Source organism: Roseovarius conchicola (assembly GCF_041403425.1).
Taxonomy (GTDB): Bacteria; Pseudomonadota; Alphaproteobacteria; order Rhodobacterales; family Rhodobacteraceae; genus Roseovarius; species Roseovarius conchicola.
The window spans coordinates 254,986-269,497 of sequence record NZ_JBGEHK010000005.1; the positions used below are offsets into that span (position 1 = coordinate 254,986).

At 59.9% G+C, this 14,512-nt stretch carries 16 protein-coding genes; 9 read left to right on the plus strand and 7 right to left on the minus strand.

Annotated elements, in window-relative coordinates; all coding sequences use genetic code 11:
• Nucleotides 1-178 precede the first annotated feature (178 nt).
• The 5 genes from V6N02_RS15730 (at nucleotide 179) to V6N02_RS15750 (ending at nucleotide 4,923) form a co-directional block, all read left to right on the plus strand.
• Nucleotides 179-1,018 (plus strand): 3-oxoadipate:acetyl-CoA acetyltransferase, encoded by an 840-nt coding sequence (locus tag V6N02_RS15730; protein WP_371226908.1) that lies wholly within the window; start codon nucleotides 179-181, stop codon nucleotides 1,016-1,018.
• Nucleotides 1,019-1,401: 383 nt separating this feature from the next.
• Nucleotides 1,402-2,550: a porin gene (locus V6N02_RS15735; RefSeq protein ID WP_371226910.1), complete on the plus strand. Its 1,149-nt coding sequence runs from the start codon at nucleotides 1,402-1,404 to the stop codon at nucleotides 2,548-2,550.
• A 97-nt stretch (nucleotides 2,551-2,647) separates the two neighbouring features.
• Nucleotides 2,648-3,478 (plus strand): sulfotransferase domain-containing protein, encoded by an 831-nt coding sequence (locus V6N02_RS15740; protein ID WP_371226912.1) that lies wholly within the window; start codon nucleotides 2,648-2,650, stop codon nucleotides 3,476-3,478.
• Nucleotides 3,475-4,350 carry a sulfotransferase domain-containing protein gene (locus tag V6N02_RS15745; protein WP_371226914.1) on the plus strand — a complete coding sequence of 292 codons (876 nt, stop codon included), beginning with the start codon at nucleotides 3,475-3,477 and terminating at the stop codon, nucleotides 4,348-4,350. Before V6N02_RS15740 ends, V6N02_RS15745 begins: the two co-directional genes overlap by 4 nt.
• Before the next feature lie 75 nt (nucleotides 4,351-4,425).
• Complete coding sequence (locus V6N02_RS15750) at nucleotides 4,426-4,923, plus strand: hypothetical protein (protein ID WP_371226916.1); 498 nt, start codon at nucleotides 4,426-4,428, stop codon at nucleotides 4,921-4,923.
• Nucleotides 4,924-4,942: 19 nt separating this feature from the next.
• Here V6N02_RS15750 and V6N02_RS15755 read toward each other — a convergent pair whose 3' ends face one another.
• On the minus strand, nucleotides 4,943-6,136 hold the full coding sequence (locus V6N02_RS15755; RefSeq protein ID WP_371227161.1) for a lytic murein transglycosylase: 1,194 nt from the start codon (nucleotides 6,134-6,136) through the stop codon (nucleotides 4,943-4,945).
• Nucleotides 6,137-6,347: 211 nt separating this feature from the next.
• Between V6N02_RS15755 and dusA the strand changes: the two genes are divergently transcribed.
• The 4 genes from dusA to V6N02_RS15775 all read left to right on the plus strand — a co-directional run bounded on the left by dusA (nucleotide 6,348) and on the right by V6N02_RS15775 (nucleotide 10,076).
• Entirely contained in the window at nucleotides 6,348-7,358 is a 1,011-nt protein-coding gene (gene dusA, locus V6N02_RS15760; protein ID WP_371226918.1) for a tRNA dihydrouridine(20/20a) synthase DusA, read from the plus strand.
• 412 nt (nucleotides 7,359-7,770) lie between these two features.
• Nucleotides 7,771-8,679, plus strand: coding sequence for a LysR substrate-binding domain-containing protein (locus V6N02_RS15765; RefSeq protein ID WP_371226920.1), 909 nt, complete (start codon nucleotides 7,771-7,773; stop codon nucleotides 8,677-8,679).
• Nucleotides 8,680-8,754: 75 nt separating this feature from the next.
• Nucleotides 8,755-9,543: a hypothetical protein gene (locus V6N02_RS15770; RefSeq protein ID WP_371226922.1), complete on the plus strand. Its 789-nt coding sequence runs from the start codon at nucleotides 8,755-8,757 to the stop codon at nucleotides 9,541-9,543.
• Nucleotides 9,540-10,076, plus strand: coding sequence for a hypothetical protein (locus V6N02_RS15775; RefSeq protein WP_371226924.1), 537 nt, complete (start codon nucleotides 9,540-9,542; stop codon nucleotides 10,074-10,076). Before V6N02_RS15770 ends, V6N02_RS15775 begins: the two co-directional genes overlap by 4 nt.
• Nucleotides 10,077-10,109: 33 nt before the next feature.
• Here V6N02_RS15775 and V6N02_RS15780 read toward each other — a convergent pair whose 3' ends face one another.
• The 6 genes from V6N02_RS15780 to V6N02_RS15805 form a co-directional block, all read right to left on the minus strand.
• Nucleotides 10,110-10,349, minus strand: coding sequence for a LysE family translocator (locus V6N02_RS15780; RefSeq protein WP_371226926.1), 240 nt, complete (start codon nucleotides 10,347-10,349; stop codon nucleotides 10,110-10,112).
• Nucleotides 10,306-10,851 carry a glutathione S-transferase N-terminal domain-containing protein gene (locus V6N02_RS15785; protein ID WP_371226928.1) on the minus strand — a complete coding sequence of 182 codons (546 nt, stop codon included), beginning with the start codon at nucleotides 10,849-10,851 and terminating at the stop codon, nucleotides 10,306-10,308. Before V6N02_RS15785 ends, V6N02_RS15780 begins: the two co-directional genes overlap by 44 nt.
• Nucleotides 10,848-11,252 carry a cupin domain-containing protein gene (locus V6N02_RS15790; RefSeq protein ID WP_371226930.1) on the minus strand — a complete coding sequence of 135 codons (405 nt, stop codon included), beginning with the start codon at nucleotides 11,250-11,252 and terminating at the stop codon, nucleotides 10,848-10,850. The genes V6N02_RS15785 and V6N02_RS15790 overlap by 4 nt, the downstream gene beginning before the upstream one ends.
• 76 nt (nucleotides 11,253-11,328) lie before the next feature.
• Nucleotides 11,329-12,762, minus strand: coding sequence for a cytochrome-c peroxidase (locus V6N02_RS15795; RefSeq protein WP_371226932.1), 1,434 nt, complete (start codon nucleotides 12,760-12,762; stop codon nucleotides 11,329-11,331).
• A gap of 66 nt (nucleotides 12,763-12,828) precedes the next feature.
• Nucleotides 12,829-13,410: a hypothetical protein gene (locus V6N02_RS15800; protein ID WP_371226934.1), complete on the minus strand. Its 582-nt coding sequence runs from the start codon at nucleotides 13,408-13,410 to the stop codon at nucleotides 12,829-12,831.
• 119 nt (nucleotides 13,411-13,529) lie between these two features.
• The gene (locus tag V6N02_RS15805) at nucleotides 13,530-14,465 is read right to left on the minus strand and encodes a homocysteine S-methyltransferase family protein (RefSeq protein WP_371226936.1); all 936 of its coding nucleotides are present in this window, start codon (nucleotides 14,463-14,465) and stop codon (nucleotides 13,530-13,532) included.
• Nucleotides 14,466-14,512: the final 47 nt, after the last annotated feature.

A 14,512-nucleotide genomic window follows, 5' to 3' on the forward strand; every position in this document is an offset into this window, starting at 1 on the left:
GATTTGGCAGGGCTTGGCGCGATGCAGTGATCTTTTGCGGATTTGGCAGGCATAAAGCGTGTCAAATAAACGTTGGATCGCCATCCCGCGGTCTGGCCATCGCGCGGCTGGTCCGAACGTCCGCTCCGTCCGCCCAAGAGACATTGGCGAACCAAAATAAAACCGATAAGCACCTCCCATGACCAATCCCTGCATCATCTGCGTCGCCATCACCGGCTCGGTGCCCACCAAGGCGGATAACCCCGCCGTGCCGATCACTGTCACCGAACAGATCGAAAGCACCCATGCCGCCTTCGAGGCAGGGGCGGCCATTGCCCATTGTCATGTGCGCAATGACGATGGCACCCCCAGTTCCGATCCGGATCGTTTTGCCCGTCTTGGCGAAGGCATCCGTGCCCATTGCCCCGGAATGATCATCCAGTACTCAACCGGCGGGCGCTCTGGCGCGGGGACTGCACGGGGCGGAATGCTACCCCTCAGGCCTGATATGGCCTCGCTGTCGGTGGGATCGAACAATTTTCCCACCCGGGTCTATGAAAATCCGCCCGATCTGATCGACTGGCTGGCCAGCGAGATGCGTACATATCATGTGACGCCCGAGATCGAGGCCTTTGATCTCAGCCATATTCTACAAGCGATCCGGCTGCATAAAGAGGGCGTTCTTTACGGCCAGCTTTACGTGCAATTTGTCATGGGCGTGAAAAACGCCATGCCTGTGGATCGAGATGTGTTTGATTTTTATGTGAAAATCATACGTGACCGTGCGCCCAAGGCCCAGTGGTGCGCCGCGGGAATTGGGGCCAATCAGGTTTTGGTCAATGAATGGGCCATCGCGGCGGGCGGGCACACGCGCACCGGGCTTGAGGACAATGTCCGGCTGGACCGGGCCACGCTGGCCCCCTCGAACGCTGCCCTGGTGGCGCGCGCGGCCGCGCTTTGTACGCAGTATGAACGCCCCGTTGCCACGCCGGATCAAGCCCGGACGATCCTGGGGCTGCCCTCACCTGCCAGAGCCTGAAAGGCGTGACAAAATAATCACGCCCGAGATCAGAGTGATTCTCTTGCATCCCGTATACCGCCCGGGTTTGTACCCAAAAGCGCCAGAATCGGCCATTTGGCGATGTAAACCGGGCCACCCTACATCTTGTGGTTTTTCTGTAACCGGCACCTAATGCTGGCAAATCGGTTCATAAATTTCGTCAGAATCCAGTTGAAATCGTGGAATCCATTGCCCCCCACACCTGGGCTGTGTGGTTTAAACGTCACAGGCTTCGTAACAACTCTCCAACCATCGGGGCATTCGTTGACACTGAGGGGGTGTTTGCCGCATTCCATTCTCAAGCCGTGTCCTTGCGGAGGCGGCGTAACTTGAAACTTTCCTGCTTATGAGGAGGGACACCCTTGAAAAAGCAACTTCTTTGCACCAGCGCCATCGCCCTCGGCGTCGCCGCTGCAGCACCTGCTTCCGCCCAAGATTGGGACGTTAGCTGGGGTGGGTTTATGAACGCCCACGTCGCATTCGTTGATCACGGTGGCAACACCGGCGCAACCGACTTTGACGGCCTGAAAACCTTCACCACCGGTGAAATCATCTTCACGCCCAGCATCACTGCTGACAACGGCCTGACCTTCGGTGCGAACGTACAGTTCGAAGCTCAGAACCAAACCACCTCGACCACGCGTCTGAACTCTGACATCGATGAAACCTACGTCTTCATCGATGGCGATGCGTTTGGTCGTGTTCTGATCGGTGCAGAAAACTCCGCCGGTTACATCATGTCGACAGGCGCACCCAGCGTTGGCGGCATCGGCATCAACTCGCCTTCGATCTCGGCCTTCCTGCCGCTGTCGGGCGTCGTTCCTTTCAACTTCCGTCAGGCCGGCATCTCGTCCTTCACCGAAGTTGCGGGTAACAACGACATCAACCGTATCACCTACATCACGCCGCGCTTTAACGGCATCCAGTTTGGTGTGTCGTACGCGCCGAACAACAACGGTGGCAACGGTGGCGCAGGCTCCTTCAACGGCGGCACACAAATCGCCGACAACTCGACCGCGACCCTGGAAGACATCTGGGACATCGGTGTGAACTACTCGCAAACCTTCGGCACAACCAGCGTCGCATTGAGCGCACGTTACGGTGAAGGTTCGGGCGTTGGCGCTCGTACTGACGCAGACGTATGGGCCCTCGGCTTCAACGTAGGCTTCGGTGACTTCGCAGTTGGCGGTAGCTACGCTGAAAACGACAACGGTAGTGGTGCTGCTGGTAACCAGGGCGTTGACCAAACTGGTTGGAGCCTGGGTGTCAGCTACGATATGCCTGGTCCTTGGGCGTTCAGCCTGGACACCTATCAGGGTGAGTACGACAACTCCGGTACCGGTGGTGCTGACGAAGAGTACCAAGCTTACCAACTGGCAGGCAGCCGCGAGCTGGCACCTGGCGTTGCTTGGGACATCTACATCGCCTACGCAGAAGCCAAAGACAAAGGCAACAGCGCGCTTGACCAAGACGGCACCGTCCTGGGTACAGCGATCAAGCTGAGCTTCTAAGCTTCGCTTAAAAAAATTGATGGCAAGGAAGGGTTTTCTCTTCCTTGCCATTTTTTGTTTGGTACAACGCATTTGTATCAACGCAGGGAAATAGACCATGAAGAACAGCATCGTCTGGCTGGCCTCGTATCCGAAGTCGGGCAACACCTGGACACGCGCGTTCCTTGCCAACTATCTGGTCAACCCTGATAAACCCATACCGATCAACCAGATAAATCGCTTCGGCATGGGGGATTCCATTGCCAAGACCTATCATATGGTGGCGGGCCGACAGATTGATCTGAACAACATCGAACTGGTGCTGTCGCTGCGGGAAAAGGTGCTGCGCGGCATTGTTGCCAACAATGCCGATGTGAATTTCACCAAGACCCACAACATCAAGAAGGTCGCGCGCGGGGTCGAACTGATCCCCGACAGGTTTACCCGATCGGCGATTTACATTCTGCGCAACCCGCTGGATATGGTGTTGTCTTACGCGCGCCACTATGGGACCAGCGTGGAAGAGGCGGTCAAACGGATTGGCAACAAGGACAATGGGAATGCGGCGACCACCGCGACCACTGCGGAATTCCTTGGAAACTGGTCCGATCACGTCGACAGCTGGACTGCATCGGCCCCTTATCCGGTTCTGGTTCTTCGGTATGAAGACCTTCTGGAAGATCCCGAGGTGCATTTCGCCAAGATCGTCGAGCACATTGGCATGCCGCTGGACGATAAACGCCTGAAAAAGGCCGTGAAATTCTCAAGCTTCAAAGAGCTGTCGAAACAGGAAAAGAAGGACGGATTTGTCGAGAAATCCGAACAGGCCAAGTCCTTCTTTACCAAGGGAACCAGCGGGCAGTGGAAAGACGAATTGAACAATGATCTGGTGCGCCGCATCCGCCGCGACCACCGTGTCGTCATGAAACGCTATGGGTATTACGAATGAGCAATCTGCAGCGGATCATCTGGCTCGCCTCCTATCCGAAATCCGGCAACACATGGCTTAGAAACCTGCTGGCACAGTATTTTATGCCTGATGGAAAAGCTCCGGATATCAATAACTTACGACAGTTTACCACAGGTGACACCCGTCGGGATTTCTATGAGGCCGCCGCGGGCGAGCCCTTTGTCAACAAGTCCGTTGAGGAGTGGCTGACCATCCGTCCCAAGGCCTTGCGCATGATCGCGGCAAGCCGCCCGAACCATCACTTTGTGAAAACCCATTGCATGGCTGTCAATTACATGGGGCAGGACCTGATCCCGTCTGAGGTAACGGCGGCGGCGATCTATGTCATACGCAATCCGTTTGACGTGGTTCTGTCATATGCGCGGCATCTGTCGACAGACATTGATACGACGATCGGCGTGATGACCAATCCTGACATGATCGTTGGGCTGCCCGAGAACGGAATCTATGACGCATTGGGCAGTTGGGATAACAACGTAGCCTCCTGGACAACGGCAGAAGGGCTGTCGCATTACGTTGTGCGCTACGAGGATCTTCTGGACAAACCGGCCAAAACCATGCGTGGCTTGTTGGGCAAGTTCCTGAAAGTACAGGTGGACAGCCGCAAGCTGGCCCGCGCGATCAAGGCCAGCAGTTTCGAAGCCATGAAAGCCTTTGAAGACAAGCATGGTTTCTTTGAAAAACCCAAAGATATGAAAAGCTTCTTCGCCAAAGGGCAGGCGGGTGTTTGGCGTGACGAACTGACACCGGAACAGGTGGAACGGTTGCGCGACGCATTCAAACCGACGCTTGAAAAATGGTATCCCGAGGTGTTGGCCGAGGCCGAGACATTTCTTAAAACAGCGTCGTGACATCCTGACCGGGCTTTGCATTCCGCGCAGGTGTCCTTATCTTCCAAAGACACGCATGACGGACGGAGCTCTGCGATGACACGGTTTTTTTCTTTGATCACGGCAGCTACATTTGGCATGGCGGCCTGTGCCCCGTTGCCCCGGGTGACGGGTCAGGCTTTGGGTCCCAATGCAGTGCTGGATGGCGGGCGCTATTCTTCGGGCGGCGGCATCACGGTGGCGGCCGAGGCCCGGAACATCAACGGAATGACCGCACTCTGCGGTGTCTGGGCCGAAAGCAAAAGCCAAAGCGCCCTGACCCGACAAAAGGGTCTTTTCGTTGTTCAGACCGGCACCGCCCTGCTGGGCAGAGAGGTCATCCGCAGCAGTTTCGGGTTCATGAAAAAGGTTCCGGCTGCCGACGATTACACGGGCCAACCCGCGACCTGCGTTGTCACCGAGCGACCCTGGCAGCCCGGTGATAATGCAAAACCGCTCACTCTACGCTTCCCCAATCTCGTGGTACATCGCGAAAAAGACGGGCTGAAACCGGGGCCCATCGTGACCTTCAAGCAAACCGGGCCGGAAGCGTAAGGTATTGATTGTAATATATTTATGGCCGCAAAGTTGATTTCATCCCGGCCTCGGGAAAGCATGTCGCGGCCTGTCCCGTCGCCTCTTGCCAGCGGCCAATAGACCGGCGCGTCTTGAACCCCGGCAACCCATCCACGCCGCCCACGTCGTGGCCCTGCTTCACCAGCGCTTGCTGCATCCGCGCCACGTCCGAGCGGTAAAGCCCGCCAACATTGCCCCATCTGGCGCTGAAATCACCCACGCCATACGCGATTTTGTCGCCCACATGACCGACAAACAGCGCGTAAAGGTCACTGGTGTTGTAATCCTTCAGGACATAAAAATTCGGCGTCACGATAAAGGCCGGTCCGCTGCGCCCCGCAGGCATCAACAGATACCCTTCGGCGCGGCGTTCATGCTCGGGGAAGGGGCGGCCCGACACGCGTGTGATCCCCATTTCTTCCCACTGGCTGATCTTGCGTCCTTGATCCGGCCCCTCCAACGCACAGGACACCGATGCCGGAACGCGCACCTCAAACCCCCAATCGCGCCCTTTCACCCAGCCATGACGCGCCAGGTAATTGCCGATCGAGGCAATCGTGTCGGCCTCAGAACGCCAGATATCGGCCTGCCCATCCCCGTCGCCATCGGCGGCGTATTTCAGGAAATTGCTGGGCATGAACTGGGGCTGCCCCAACGCCCCGGCCCAGCTGCTTTTCATCGCGCGGCCCGGTGCGTGACCGGCCTCGGCAATCTGCAGCGCGGCGACCAGCTCGTCGGTGAAATACGCGGCCCTTGTGCTCATAAACCCTTTTGTTCCGAGAACTTCAAAGACGTTATAGGGGATGGATACCTGCCCGTATCCGCTTTCCCGCCCCCAGATTCCAAGAATAATCCGGCCTGGCACCCCGGTTTTCTGCTCGGTCCGCTTCAGGGCTGTGGCATGGCGCTTGGCCATTGTGCGCCCCACCGACGTGGCCCCATTCACCCCGCCGCGACTGAAGTATTTGCCGGGCGATCCGAACTCGGCCTGCAATTGCTTGCGCGGGGTCTCGGCCTTCGTGCCCGGCATCACCAGATCGGGCAGTTTCCAGTTCAGCTTGACGCCCGCGAAGGCCGCCTCGAAGGTGCCCCGCTTCACGCCCTTGGCCTTCGCCCGGGGCCAGACGGTTTGCTCCAGCCAGCCTCGGAACTGCTGTTCCGCCGCTGTGCGGGTTTGGGTCATGCCCTGCATCGGCAGGGTCACCAGAAACGCGCAGATCACAAACGCTCGCACGATCATTGAAACCAACATCCTCTCACCAAATCACTGCCTACAAAACTACTGCGCCTTGTCGCCGCTGTCGCGCCTAAATATCTGGCTCAGAGCAGACTCGAACCCGCGCGCATTTCGCGCTACACCGGACCAACAGTCACAGAATAACAACGCGCTCAGGTGTAAGGCATTGAGAAAGAACGTCATTCAGTCAGCCCGGTTTTCGGTTGCCCCTATGATGGACTGGACAGATCGGCATTGTCGCTATCTGCACCGTCTGCTGACGCGCCATACCTTGCTCTATACGGAAATGGTCACGGCCCCGGCCCTGGTGCGGGGTGGCGCAATGCATCTGTTGGAATTCAACGATGCCGAGCATCCCGTGGCTTTGCAACTGGGCGGGTCTGATCCCGAGGAGTTGGCCAAAGCCGCGCGCTTGGGCTTTGAGGCGGGTTATGACGAGATCAATCTGAATGTCGGCTGCCCCTCGGATCGGGTCCAGTCGGGCACGTTCGGGGCTGTCTTGATGAAAGATCCCGGGCTGGTGGCCGAGTGCTGTGCCGCGATGATCGCCGCGCAACCTGCTGAAGTCACGGTAAAATGCCGTATCGGGGTGGATGATCAAACCCCTGAAGACGTGCTGCCTGAATTCCTCGGGCGCGTGGCGGCGGCGGGGGTGAACCGGTTCACCATCCATGCGCGTATGGCGTGGCTGCAGGGCCTCAGCCCCAAGGAAAACCGCGATATTCCGCCGCTGAATTATCCGCTGGTGCACCATATGAAGACGTTGTTTCCGGGGCTGCACCTGTCAGTCAATGGCGGCATCACCACGCTGGAGCAGGCGAAAACCTTCCTCGAGGGCGGTCTTGACGGCGTCATGATCGGGCGCGCGGCCTATCACCAACCCGGTGATCTGCTCTGTGCCGCCGATCGCGTGATTTTTGGCAGCACCGCACCGGACCGCACGCCCGAGGATGCCGTGGCCGCGATGCTGCCCTATATCGAGGCGCATCTGATCGCCGGCGGTCGCCTGCATCAGATCACCCGCCACATGCTGGGCCTGTTTGCCGGTCGCCCCGGCGCGCGGGCGTGGCGGCGAATCCTGTCGGAAGGGGCCACGCGACCCGGGGCAGGGCCTGAGTTGGTTGAACAGGCGCTGGCCGCCCTGACGCCCGACGTGGCGGCGCCGGTCAACGGCTAGGAAGGTCCGGCCGAGGATCACAAATCTGCACTGTCACCGTCTCACACTGACAGTCCAGCCTTATCAAAATGTCATCCTTTCGCCATTGCCGGTATTCCAACGATAGAATGTTGTCATCCTCTCTGAACCCCATATCCGCCAACAGGTGGGGTGAGGTTTCAGTGAGGCGCACAAGGTGATCTTCCAGTTTCGGCGTAACGGATTTCTGTTGCAACCAACCGTTAAAAGCGCATTTCAAGCGCTTTGTCAGAGGCTTAACGCGCTCAAACAGGGTGTGAGGATGTGCGTATGTCGCCGTCATTTGGGGCTTTGCTCCGTTGTCCATGCTGCCTTTCATGACTCGGGGAGACCCTTGCACGCAACTCAAGCTTTCGCCTATGTAGGATAAGAAAAAGTAACCCTTGAGGATGACATGCGACTTCCCCCGCTTAACGCGCTTCGGGCTTTTGAGGCCGCCGCACGGCACGAAGGTTACATCAATGCCGCCGAGGAACTGCACGTCACCCGCGGCGCGATCAGCCGCCATGTCAAACAGCTTGAGGCGCATCTGGGCGTCACATTGTTCACCCGTCAGGCACAGGGCGTGAAATTGACCGCCGCGGGGCGACGATTGCTGCCGGTCCTGTCAGAGTCATTCGCAAATATCGCACAGGAGGTCACACGGATCACCGCCGATGCGGCCGAACTGCGCGTGCTGTGCCCGCCCGCCACGTCGTTCCGCTGGCTGATCCCGCGCCTGGAAGGGTTTCAGCGCCGCCACCCCGACATCCGGGTGCGGCTGACAACGGATTTCCACGCCGATGCCGGGTTGGCGCAGGATTACGACATTGGCTTTTCGGTCGAGCATTGGCCCGGACGCGCCGAAGACTTCGAGGCGCTCCCGCTGATCCCCGTGCATCTGGTCCCCGCCTGTGCCCCGGCGCTGCTGGAAACCGGCCCAGGCTTGTCCTCGCCCGAAGATCTGGCACAGGCCGTCTTGTTGCACGAAACCCCGCGCCATCTAGATTGGACGGCGTGGATAGAGGCGTTCGATGTGCCCGGTGTTGATCCGTCCACGGGGCATGATTTTCCCAATCTCGATATGGCGGTCAAGGCGGCCGTGATGGGCACCGGCATCGTCATGGCCGATCTCGTGTTCTGCCAGGATGAACTGGCGTCCGGCGCGCTGGTCACGCCTTTTCCCGACATGATCTGCCCATCGCCCTATGGCGCGATCTGCCTGCTGGGGAAACGCGATGTCTGGGACACCCCCAAGGTCGCGGCGTTCAAGACATGGGCCGCCGAGGTCGCGCGCGAAGACTGCCGCGCGCTCGGGTTGTAACGCGCCGGTCAGAACCGCTTTCCCTTAGCCCGGCGCCGGTGTAAGCCTTGCGGCATTGACCAAGGACGATGCGGGATGCCAGAGGCGCTGACAGACAAAGGTTGGGTGCGTTTCCCGGTCGATGCCGCTGTGCACGACTGGGTCGTGCATGCGCTGCCGGCGGCCAGAGCTGGCGTGGCCGATCCGGACCAGCGGGCCGAGTGGTTGCAATGCGAGGGCACGTGGTTTGTCGGCGTCGACACGCTGCCCAACACGCCTGATGGCGCGGTGGCCGGGTCCGGGCCTCTGACGGGCGCTGCGTTTCAGACGGCCTGCGATCTTTATGGCACCCTTCCATTGCACCGCGCACAGGTCTCGGTGACCTATCCGGGCTATCCGCGTCCGCGCGAAGGCGAGGGGGAGGGCGCGTTTCGCTATCGACTGAACCGCGACGCGGCGCATGTGGATGGGCTATTGGCCATCGGCCTCGACCGTCAGCGCATGCTGAAAGAACGTCACGCCTATATTCTTGGCCTGCCACTGACCGAAACCTCCCTCGATGCCAGCCCGCTGGTGATCTGGGAAGGCAGCCACAAGATCATGAGGTCCGCGTTTGATGCGGCGCTGGGATCGCTGCCCGAGGAACACTGGGCCGAGGTTGACCTGACCGGGATTTACCAGGCCGCACGCCGCGAAGTGTTTGAAACCTGCCCACGCATCACGCTGCCCGCGCAGCCGGGCGAGGCCACTCTGGTGCACCGTCACGCGCTGCATGGCGTCGCCCCCTGGGCCGAAGCCGCCACGGCCCCGCCCGAGGGCCGCATGATCGCCTATTTCCGCCCGGAATTTCCATCCGGTTCGCGCGACTGGCTGGAGGCCCCATGATCACCCGTTTGCTCTATCTTCTGCCGCTTTTGCTGTTTTCCTGCATCCTTGCGGCAATCTATGGCGCGCTGCACAACCAGATTTCCTACAGCGTGTCGCCGGGTTACTTCCACGAATTCAAATTCGTTCAGTTCCAGATCGACCCGTCCCTGCACAACCGTGGCGGCGCGATGGCCGTCGGGGCGCTGGCCAGCTGGTGGATGGGCGTGATCCTTGGCGTGCCGATCTATCTTACAGCGCTGTTTGTCAAAGGTGATGACGTGTTCTGGCGCACCTATATGAAAGCGTCCGTGCTGGTGGTCGTGGCCACGCTGGCCATGGGGCTGGGCGCGCTGTTGATGGCGACGCTGACCATTGATCCTGCCAATCTGCCCTGGTGGATGGAGGGGCGGAACGTGTCCGACCCGGTCGCTTTCGCCCGGGCCGGGACGATGCATAACTTCAGCTACCTGGGCGGGCTTGTCGGAGCCTTCATCGGCCTGGCCTTCACCATCTATGCCGCCTGGCAAAGCCACCGCGATGCGGTCGGGTGACACCCATCGGTCCGTACTCCCGACCGTCGCGATTTATGCCAGATACAGGATCAGGCCACGCGGTAGCGGTCCTTGGCACAGCAAATGACGAAAGCGCCCCTCGAACAATGATCGCAGGCCGATATAGATCAGGTATCCTGCCCCAAGCAACTTGACGATCATGAAGGCGTTTGCCGAGGTCATGAGAATGGCGGAAATGCCCACCACGGCCATGAGAGTATGGCAAAGATCACCCAGCCCGATGCCAAGGCTTGTCGCAATGCCGAGACGCATGCCCGAGGTAGATGACCGCGTGAGCGTGAGCAGGATCGACGGACCCGGAAAGAAAACGAACCCGGTCAGAACGGCAATACAGGTCAGCAATGTCGTCAGTTCGGGCATGATACAAGGCATTCTTGATGGCGCCGTTCAGTTCAGGGGCCAGCACGAGCGCTGCTCCAGCATCGATACCACAGGCTTCGAAAAACCTCACGGGGTGGAGAGTAGACCCAGCGTCGACGAACAAGACACGGATGCCCTCGGGGGGCAGCAGGCACGCTAAAGGGGCCAATGAATCTACATATTGCAGGATCACCGGAACCTCGGTCAGAAGCTGACCATCATCCAGTTCCAGTGCCGGAACATAGCCCTTGGGATTGACGCCAAAATAGTCGCCGCCGCCCACTGTCTGCCTTGTCTGGTAATCGACTTCCAACAGGCTGAACGACAGACCGGCTTCACGCAGGGCGATATGCGGTGCCAGCGAGCAAGCTCCGGGTATGAAGTACAGCTTCATTCCGGTCCTCCCCCGCATAGGATGTCGGGCAGCCCGCCAAGAACAACCAGCGCAAGGTCGTAGGCCCCGCCATCTACGTCCTCCATCTTGTGCCCGATGCCGCTCAGGTCAGCCGCCACGAACTGATCGCCGGGCGATAGTATCCGGGTATCCCCGTCGCTGGTCTCAATCCGGACCGACCCGCGCAAGACGGTGCCCAGAACAGGTGCAGGCGCGCAATGCCATTCGTCCCGGTAGCCGGCAGGATGGTGCATCATCAGAACGTCTGTTGCGCCCATTTTCTCGGTAATGCCGTACCCCGCAGGCGAGGGCGGGGTGAAATCGCTCTCCGTAAGGGGCCAGCATTCTTCCGTGAAATACGAACCGCCGTCTTCGCTGGCGCAGATCTTTATGTACTTCACCAGACTTACTCCGTTCGAAATAGATGGATACTGACAGCCACGAAATCGCTGCCGTCACGATCAAGCCAGGCAAACATCACCACTGCGTGCGAAACGGTTGCGGTGGCAGCCCGGAGGGGACGGCCAGCGGCACAAGGTCCAAGCGATCAACTGCTGTTGGATCGGTGAGTGCATCCAGGAAGACCAGAATATTCGCCACCTCCTCATCCGACAGCTCGACAGGGGCAAGCGCGTTCGCGCGGGCAATTCTGCCACGAAGCCGCTTGGAAGAGTGCACCCAGTTATCCCGGAGATCAAAAGCGACCCGCTCCATCGGTGTCAGGAGTTGGAATTTCGTTCCGTTCCTGCTTCTGACCGGGTGAATGACGTTTTCCAGCGGCAGAAGCTCGGTCGGGGTGTAGCTTGCCAGCGATGCAGCCGTGCCAAGATGGTGACGCACCATATCTTCAAGCGATGCAAAGGCGCCGTCATGGCCCCAGGGGCCGGTCAGCGCGACATTCCTCAACGATGGCGTGCGGAAGCGGAACAGGTCTGCCTCATCGCCAGTCACCGCGAAGCGGCCTTCATCCTCGACCCGGTGCGGGATACCGGTATGGGACGCATAGCTGTTGTCCGATCCCTGGCCCTTGCCCGGGCCGATCTGCGGTACGGCAATAGCGTGAAATGCATGGTCCGTCAGCAGCGGGCCGCCGTGACACGCGGCGCAGCCCGCCTTGCCGTAGAAAAGCTCCAGCCCGGCTTCGGCCTCCGCGCTCAGGGGCCATCCGGCGAGACGCGCGTCAAACGGGCTCTTGTCGGACCGGAAAGCGACGGTCTGGAACGCGGCGAGCGCCTCGGCGGCATGATCGAACCTGATGTCCTCTGCCACGTCGACATCGTCGAAGGTGGCCATAAATCGTTCCGCATAGCCCGGCGTTGCCGCCAGCCGTCCGGCCAGAATGCCCCAGGCGCGCTTCAGGTCATTTCCCGCGACGGCATCGGCAACAGGGTTTTCATCAGGCTGGCCCGCCATCTCGACTGCCGAGAGAACGGGGAACATCGCCTGTGCGGTCAGGACATTCTCAATACCCTCGGGAAGCTGGTCCCCGGCCGGGCTTCTGAGGCGGTTCGGAAATCCGCCCCAGCGGTCGATTTCAAGACGCCCGTCATGGAACATCGACGTATAGGCGCGCGCGCCGATATTGTAGAGCGGTTGCGCGTTGCGGGGCACCCGCCCGGTCACGCCGTCCTTGGTGACACGCGCGGGCCCGAACCCCGTGCCACCCTCGCCGATCGACAATGCAACACCATCGCCGGTACCGCGTGCAGGGTCGTGGCAAGTGCCACAGGCGATGTTGTGATTTCCCGACAGGATCGGATCGAAGAACAGGTTCCGCCCGAGGTCGACCAGCGCGGCCTTGGGCGCGCTGTCCCATAGGAAATCCGTGTCTTCAAGCGGGTCGGGCAGGTCGGCCGCGTGCGTCGCGATACATGACGTGATGAGCAGGGCAAATGTCAGGGGGCTTTTCATGTCGGTATCCTCAAAAAGTGGCTTCCGCCGCAGCGGACGGCGAAAGCCGTTGGTGTCAGCGCGGGATCAATTCGCGCGCCGACGGAGTTCTTCGGCTGAAAGAGCGGCATGCTCTTCGGGTTTGACATCGATCAGCAGGCGGACACCGTAACCATCGGACATGCCCAGCAGGGTCTGGGACATTTCGCCGGTCAGCCCTTCGAAGGCTCCTGTGCCACCCGTGATCACGCGCGGGGCTTCAACATTCGTATCGATGAGCTCAGCACCCTGGTTGATCAGGATATCGCCATTTTCGAACTGGAAGACCTGGCGTGTGATGACGATGGCGCCGGTTTCCGTGCGCGCGCCGTCCCCGACGAAGTAGCCATCACAGGTCCAGGTCCCGATCACCTTGTCCGGGAATGCGGGACTGCCATCGGGCAGCGTCCCTTCGACACCGCTGTCAAGCGTGCCGTCTTCGTAGATGTAGCCCTGCGTGATGAATGGATTGCCATAGGCGGGCATGCCGTCGTCAAAGACCGGTGCAGGTGCAAATACGAACCGCGTGAGATCTTCGGCAACGTCAAAGGACATTGGCGTGTCGCCTGCGATTGCGCAGGTCGCTGATGCGGCCAGCAGGGCCAGCGCGGAGAGGGAAGATTTAAGCATGTTGTTTCCTTTTCGAGATGTAAATTGAACTTCAGGGTTTACAGACGGTGCGCGGCAAATCCGCGAACGGCTGTCGGGGATGGATGGCGGCCCGGCCGCCATACAGATTTCGTCTGAGGTCAGGCAGCGCGCGTGGCGCGGCAGATCTCGGCAATGTGGCGGTGATCGGTGCCGCAGCACCCGCCCATGACGGTCAGGTTGGGCAGCAGGGCAGAGAGACCAGCGTAGAGCGTGGCCAATTCCGCCGGATCGCCATCATCGAGCGTCTCGGCTGCGTCCAGTTCGGCGTGGCTGAGGCGCGACGCGTTGGCGCGCAGCCCCATGATGCGCTTTGTCCATGCCCCTTCAAGCACATCGGCGAAGTGTTCCGGATGGGCGCAGTTGATCATGTAGTAGGCTGGATAGGCGCCCGTGGTATCGTCAACCGCACCAATGGCCTGCGCCATCGTCTCACCCGAGGGCAGGCAGCCGTCGGTTTCAACGGTGAACGAGATTACAACCGGCATTTCCGCGTCCTTGGCGGCTTGGACAATGCCGATGGCCTCATCGGAGTAGGTCATCGTGAGGGCCGACACCATGTCGGCGCCAAATTCAGCAAACCACTGGATCTGGGTCTTGTGATACTCGGCAGCTTGCCCGGCAGACAGCTTTGTCACGGGCGAATAGCCGTCATCCTGCGGGCCGATGACGCCATTAATGACAAACGGGGAGGCGTCGGTCTCGTAGGTTCGGCGAAGCCTCACCAGGGTCGCAACCGCCTCGCGGTGGATTTCCCGCAGTTCATCCTGGCTCATGCCCAGTTCGGCAGCCCAACGTGCGCTGGCGCGCCAAGTCGGCGCGTCCATGATGAAGCCCCGGTTTTGCTCGACCGCCAGTTTCGCAAATCGCTTCATGTAGGCATCAACGGCTTTCAGCCCTGTCTCGGATTCAAGCGCCTTGAAGGCCGCGAACAGCGGCAGGTCGATGCCTTCGTGAAAGACAAGGCACGTCTCCAGCCCGCCATCGGTGATCATCTGTTTGCCTGCAAGCTGCGGCAACGCGTTTCGGTATTTCATCGTTTCATCCTTTCTGTTGCTCCTGCGCATTGCAGGGTATTGATGAG

Bases quoted from the DNA above. Each gene is read 5' to 3' on its own strand.
- V6N02_RS15755 (WP_371227161.1), bottom strand. From the start codon at position 6,136: ATGCAGGGCATGACCCAAACCCGCACAGCGGCGGAACAGCAGTTCCGA.
- V6N02_RS15750 (WP_371226916.1), top strand. From the start codon at position 4,426: ATGACACGGTTTTTTTCTTTGATCACGGCAGCTACATTTGGCATGGCG.
- V6N02_RS15730 (WP_371226908.1), top strand. From the start codon at position 179: ATGACCAATCCCTGCATCATCTGCGTCGCCATCACCGGCTCGGTGCCC.
- V6N02_RS15780 (WP_371226926.1), bottom strand. From the start codon at position 10,349: ATGCGTCTCGGCATTGCGACAAGCCTTGGCATCGGGCTGGGTGATCTT.
- V6N02_RS15765 (WP_371226920.1), top strand. From the start codon at position 7,771: ATGCGACTTCCCCCGCTTAACGCGCTTCGGGCTTTTGAGGCCGCCGCA.
- V6N02_RS15740 (WP_371226912.1), top strand. From the start codon at position 2,648: ATGAAGAACAGCATCGTCTGGCTGGCCTCGTATCCGAAGTCGGGCAAC.
- V6N02_RS15775 (WP_371226924.1), top strand. From the start codon at position 9,540: ATGATCACCCGTTTGCTCTATCTTCTGCCGCTTTTGCTGTTTTCCTGC.
- V6N02_RS15795 (WP_371226932.1), bottom strand. From the start codon at position 12,762: ATGAAAAGCCCCCTGACATTTGCCCTGCTCATCACGTCATGTATCGCG.
- V6N02_RS15785 (WP_371226928.1), bottom strand. From the start codon at position 10,851: ATGAAGCTGTACTTCATACCCGGAGCTTGCTCGCTGGCACCGCATATC.
- V6N02_RS15800 (WP_371226934.1), bottom strand. From the start codon at position 13,410: ATGCTTAAATCTTCCCTCTCCGCGCTGGCCCTGCTGGCCGCATCAGCG.
- V6N02_RS15805 (WP_371226936.1), bottom strand. From the start codon at position 14,465: ATGAAATACCGAAACGCGTTGCCGCAGCTTGCAGGCAAACAGATGATC.
- V6N02_RS15745 (WP_371226914.1), top strand. From the start codon at position 3,475: ATGAGCAATCTGCAGCGGATCATCTGGCTCGCCTCCTATCCGAAATCC.
- V6N02_RS15770 (WP_371226922.1), top strand. From the start codon at position 8,755: ATGCCAGAGGCGCTGACAGACAAAGGTTGGGTGCGTTTCCCGGTCGAT.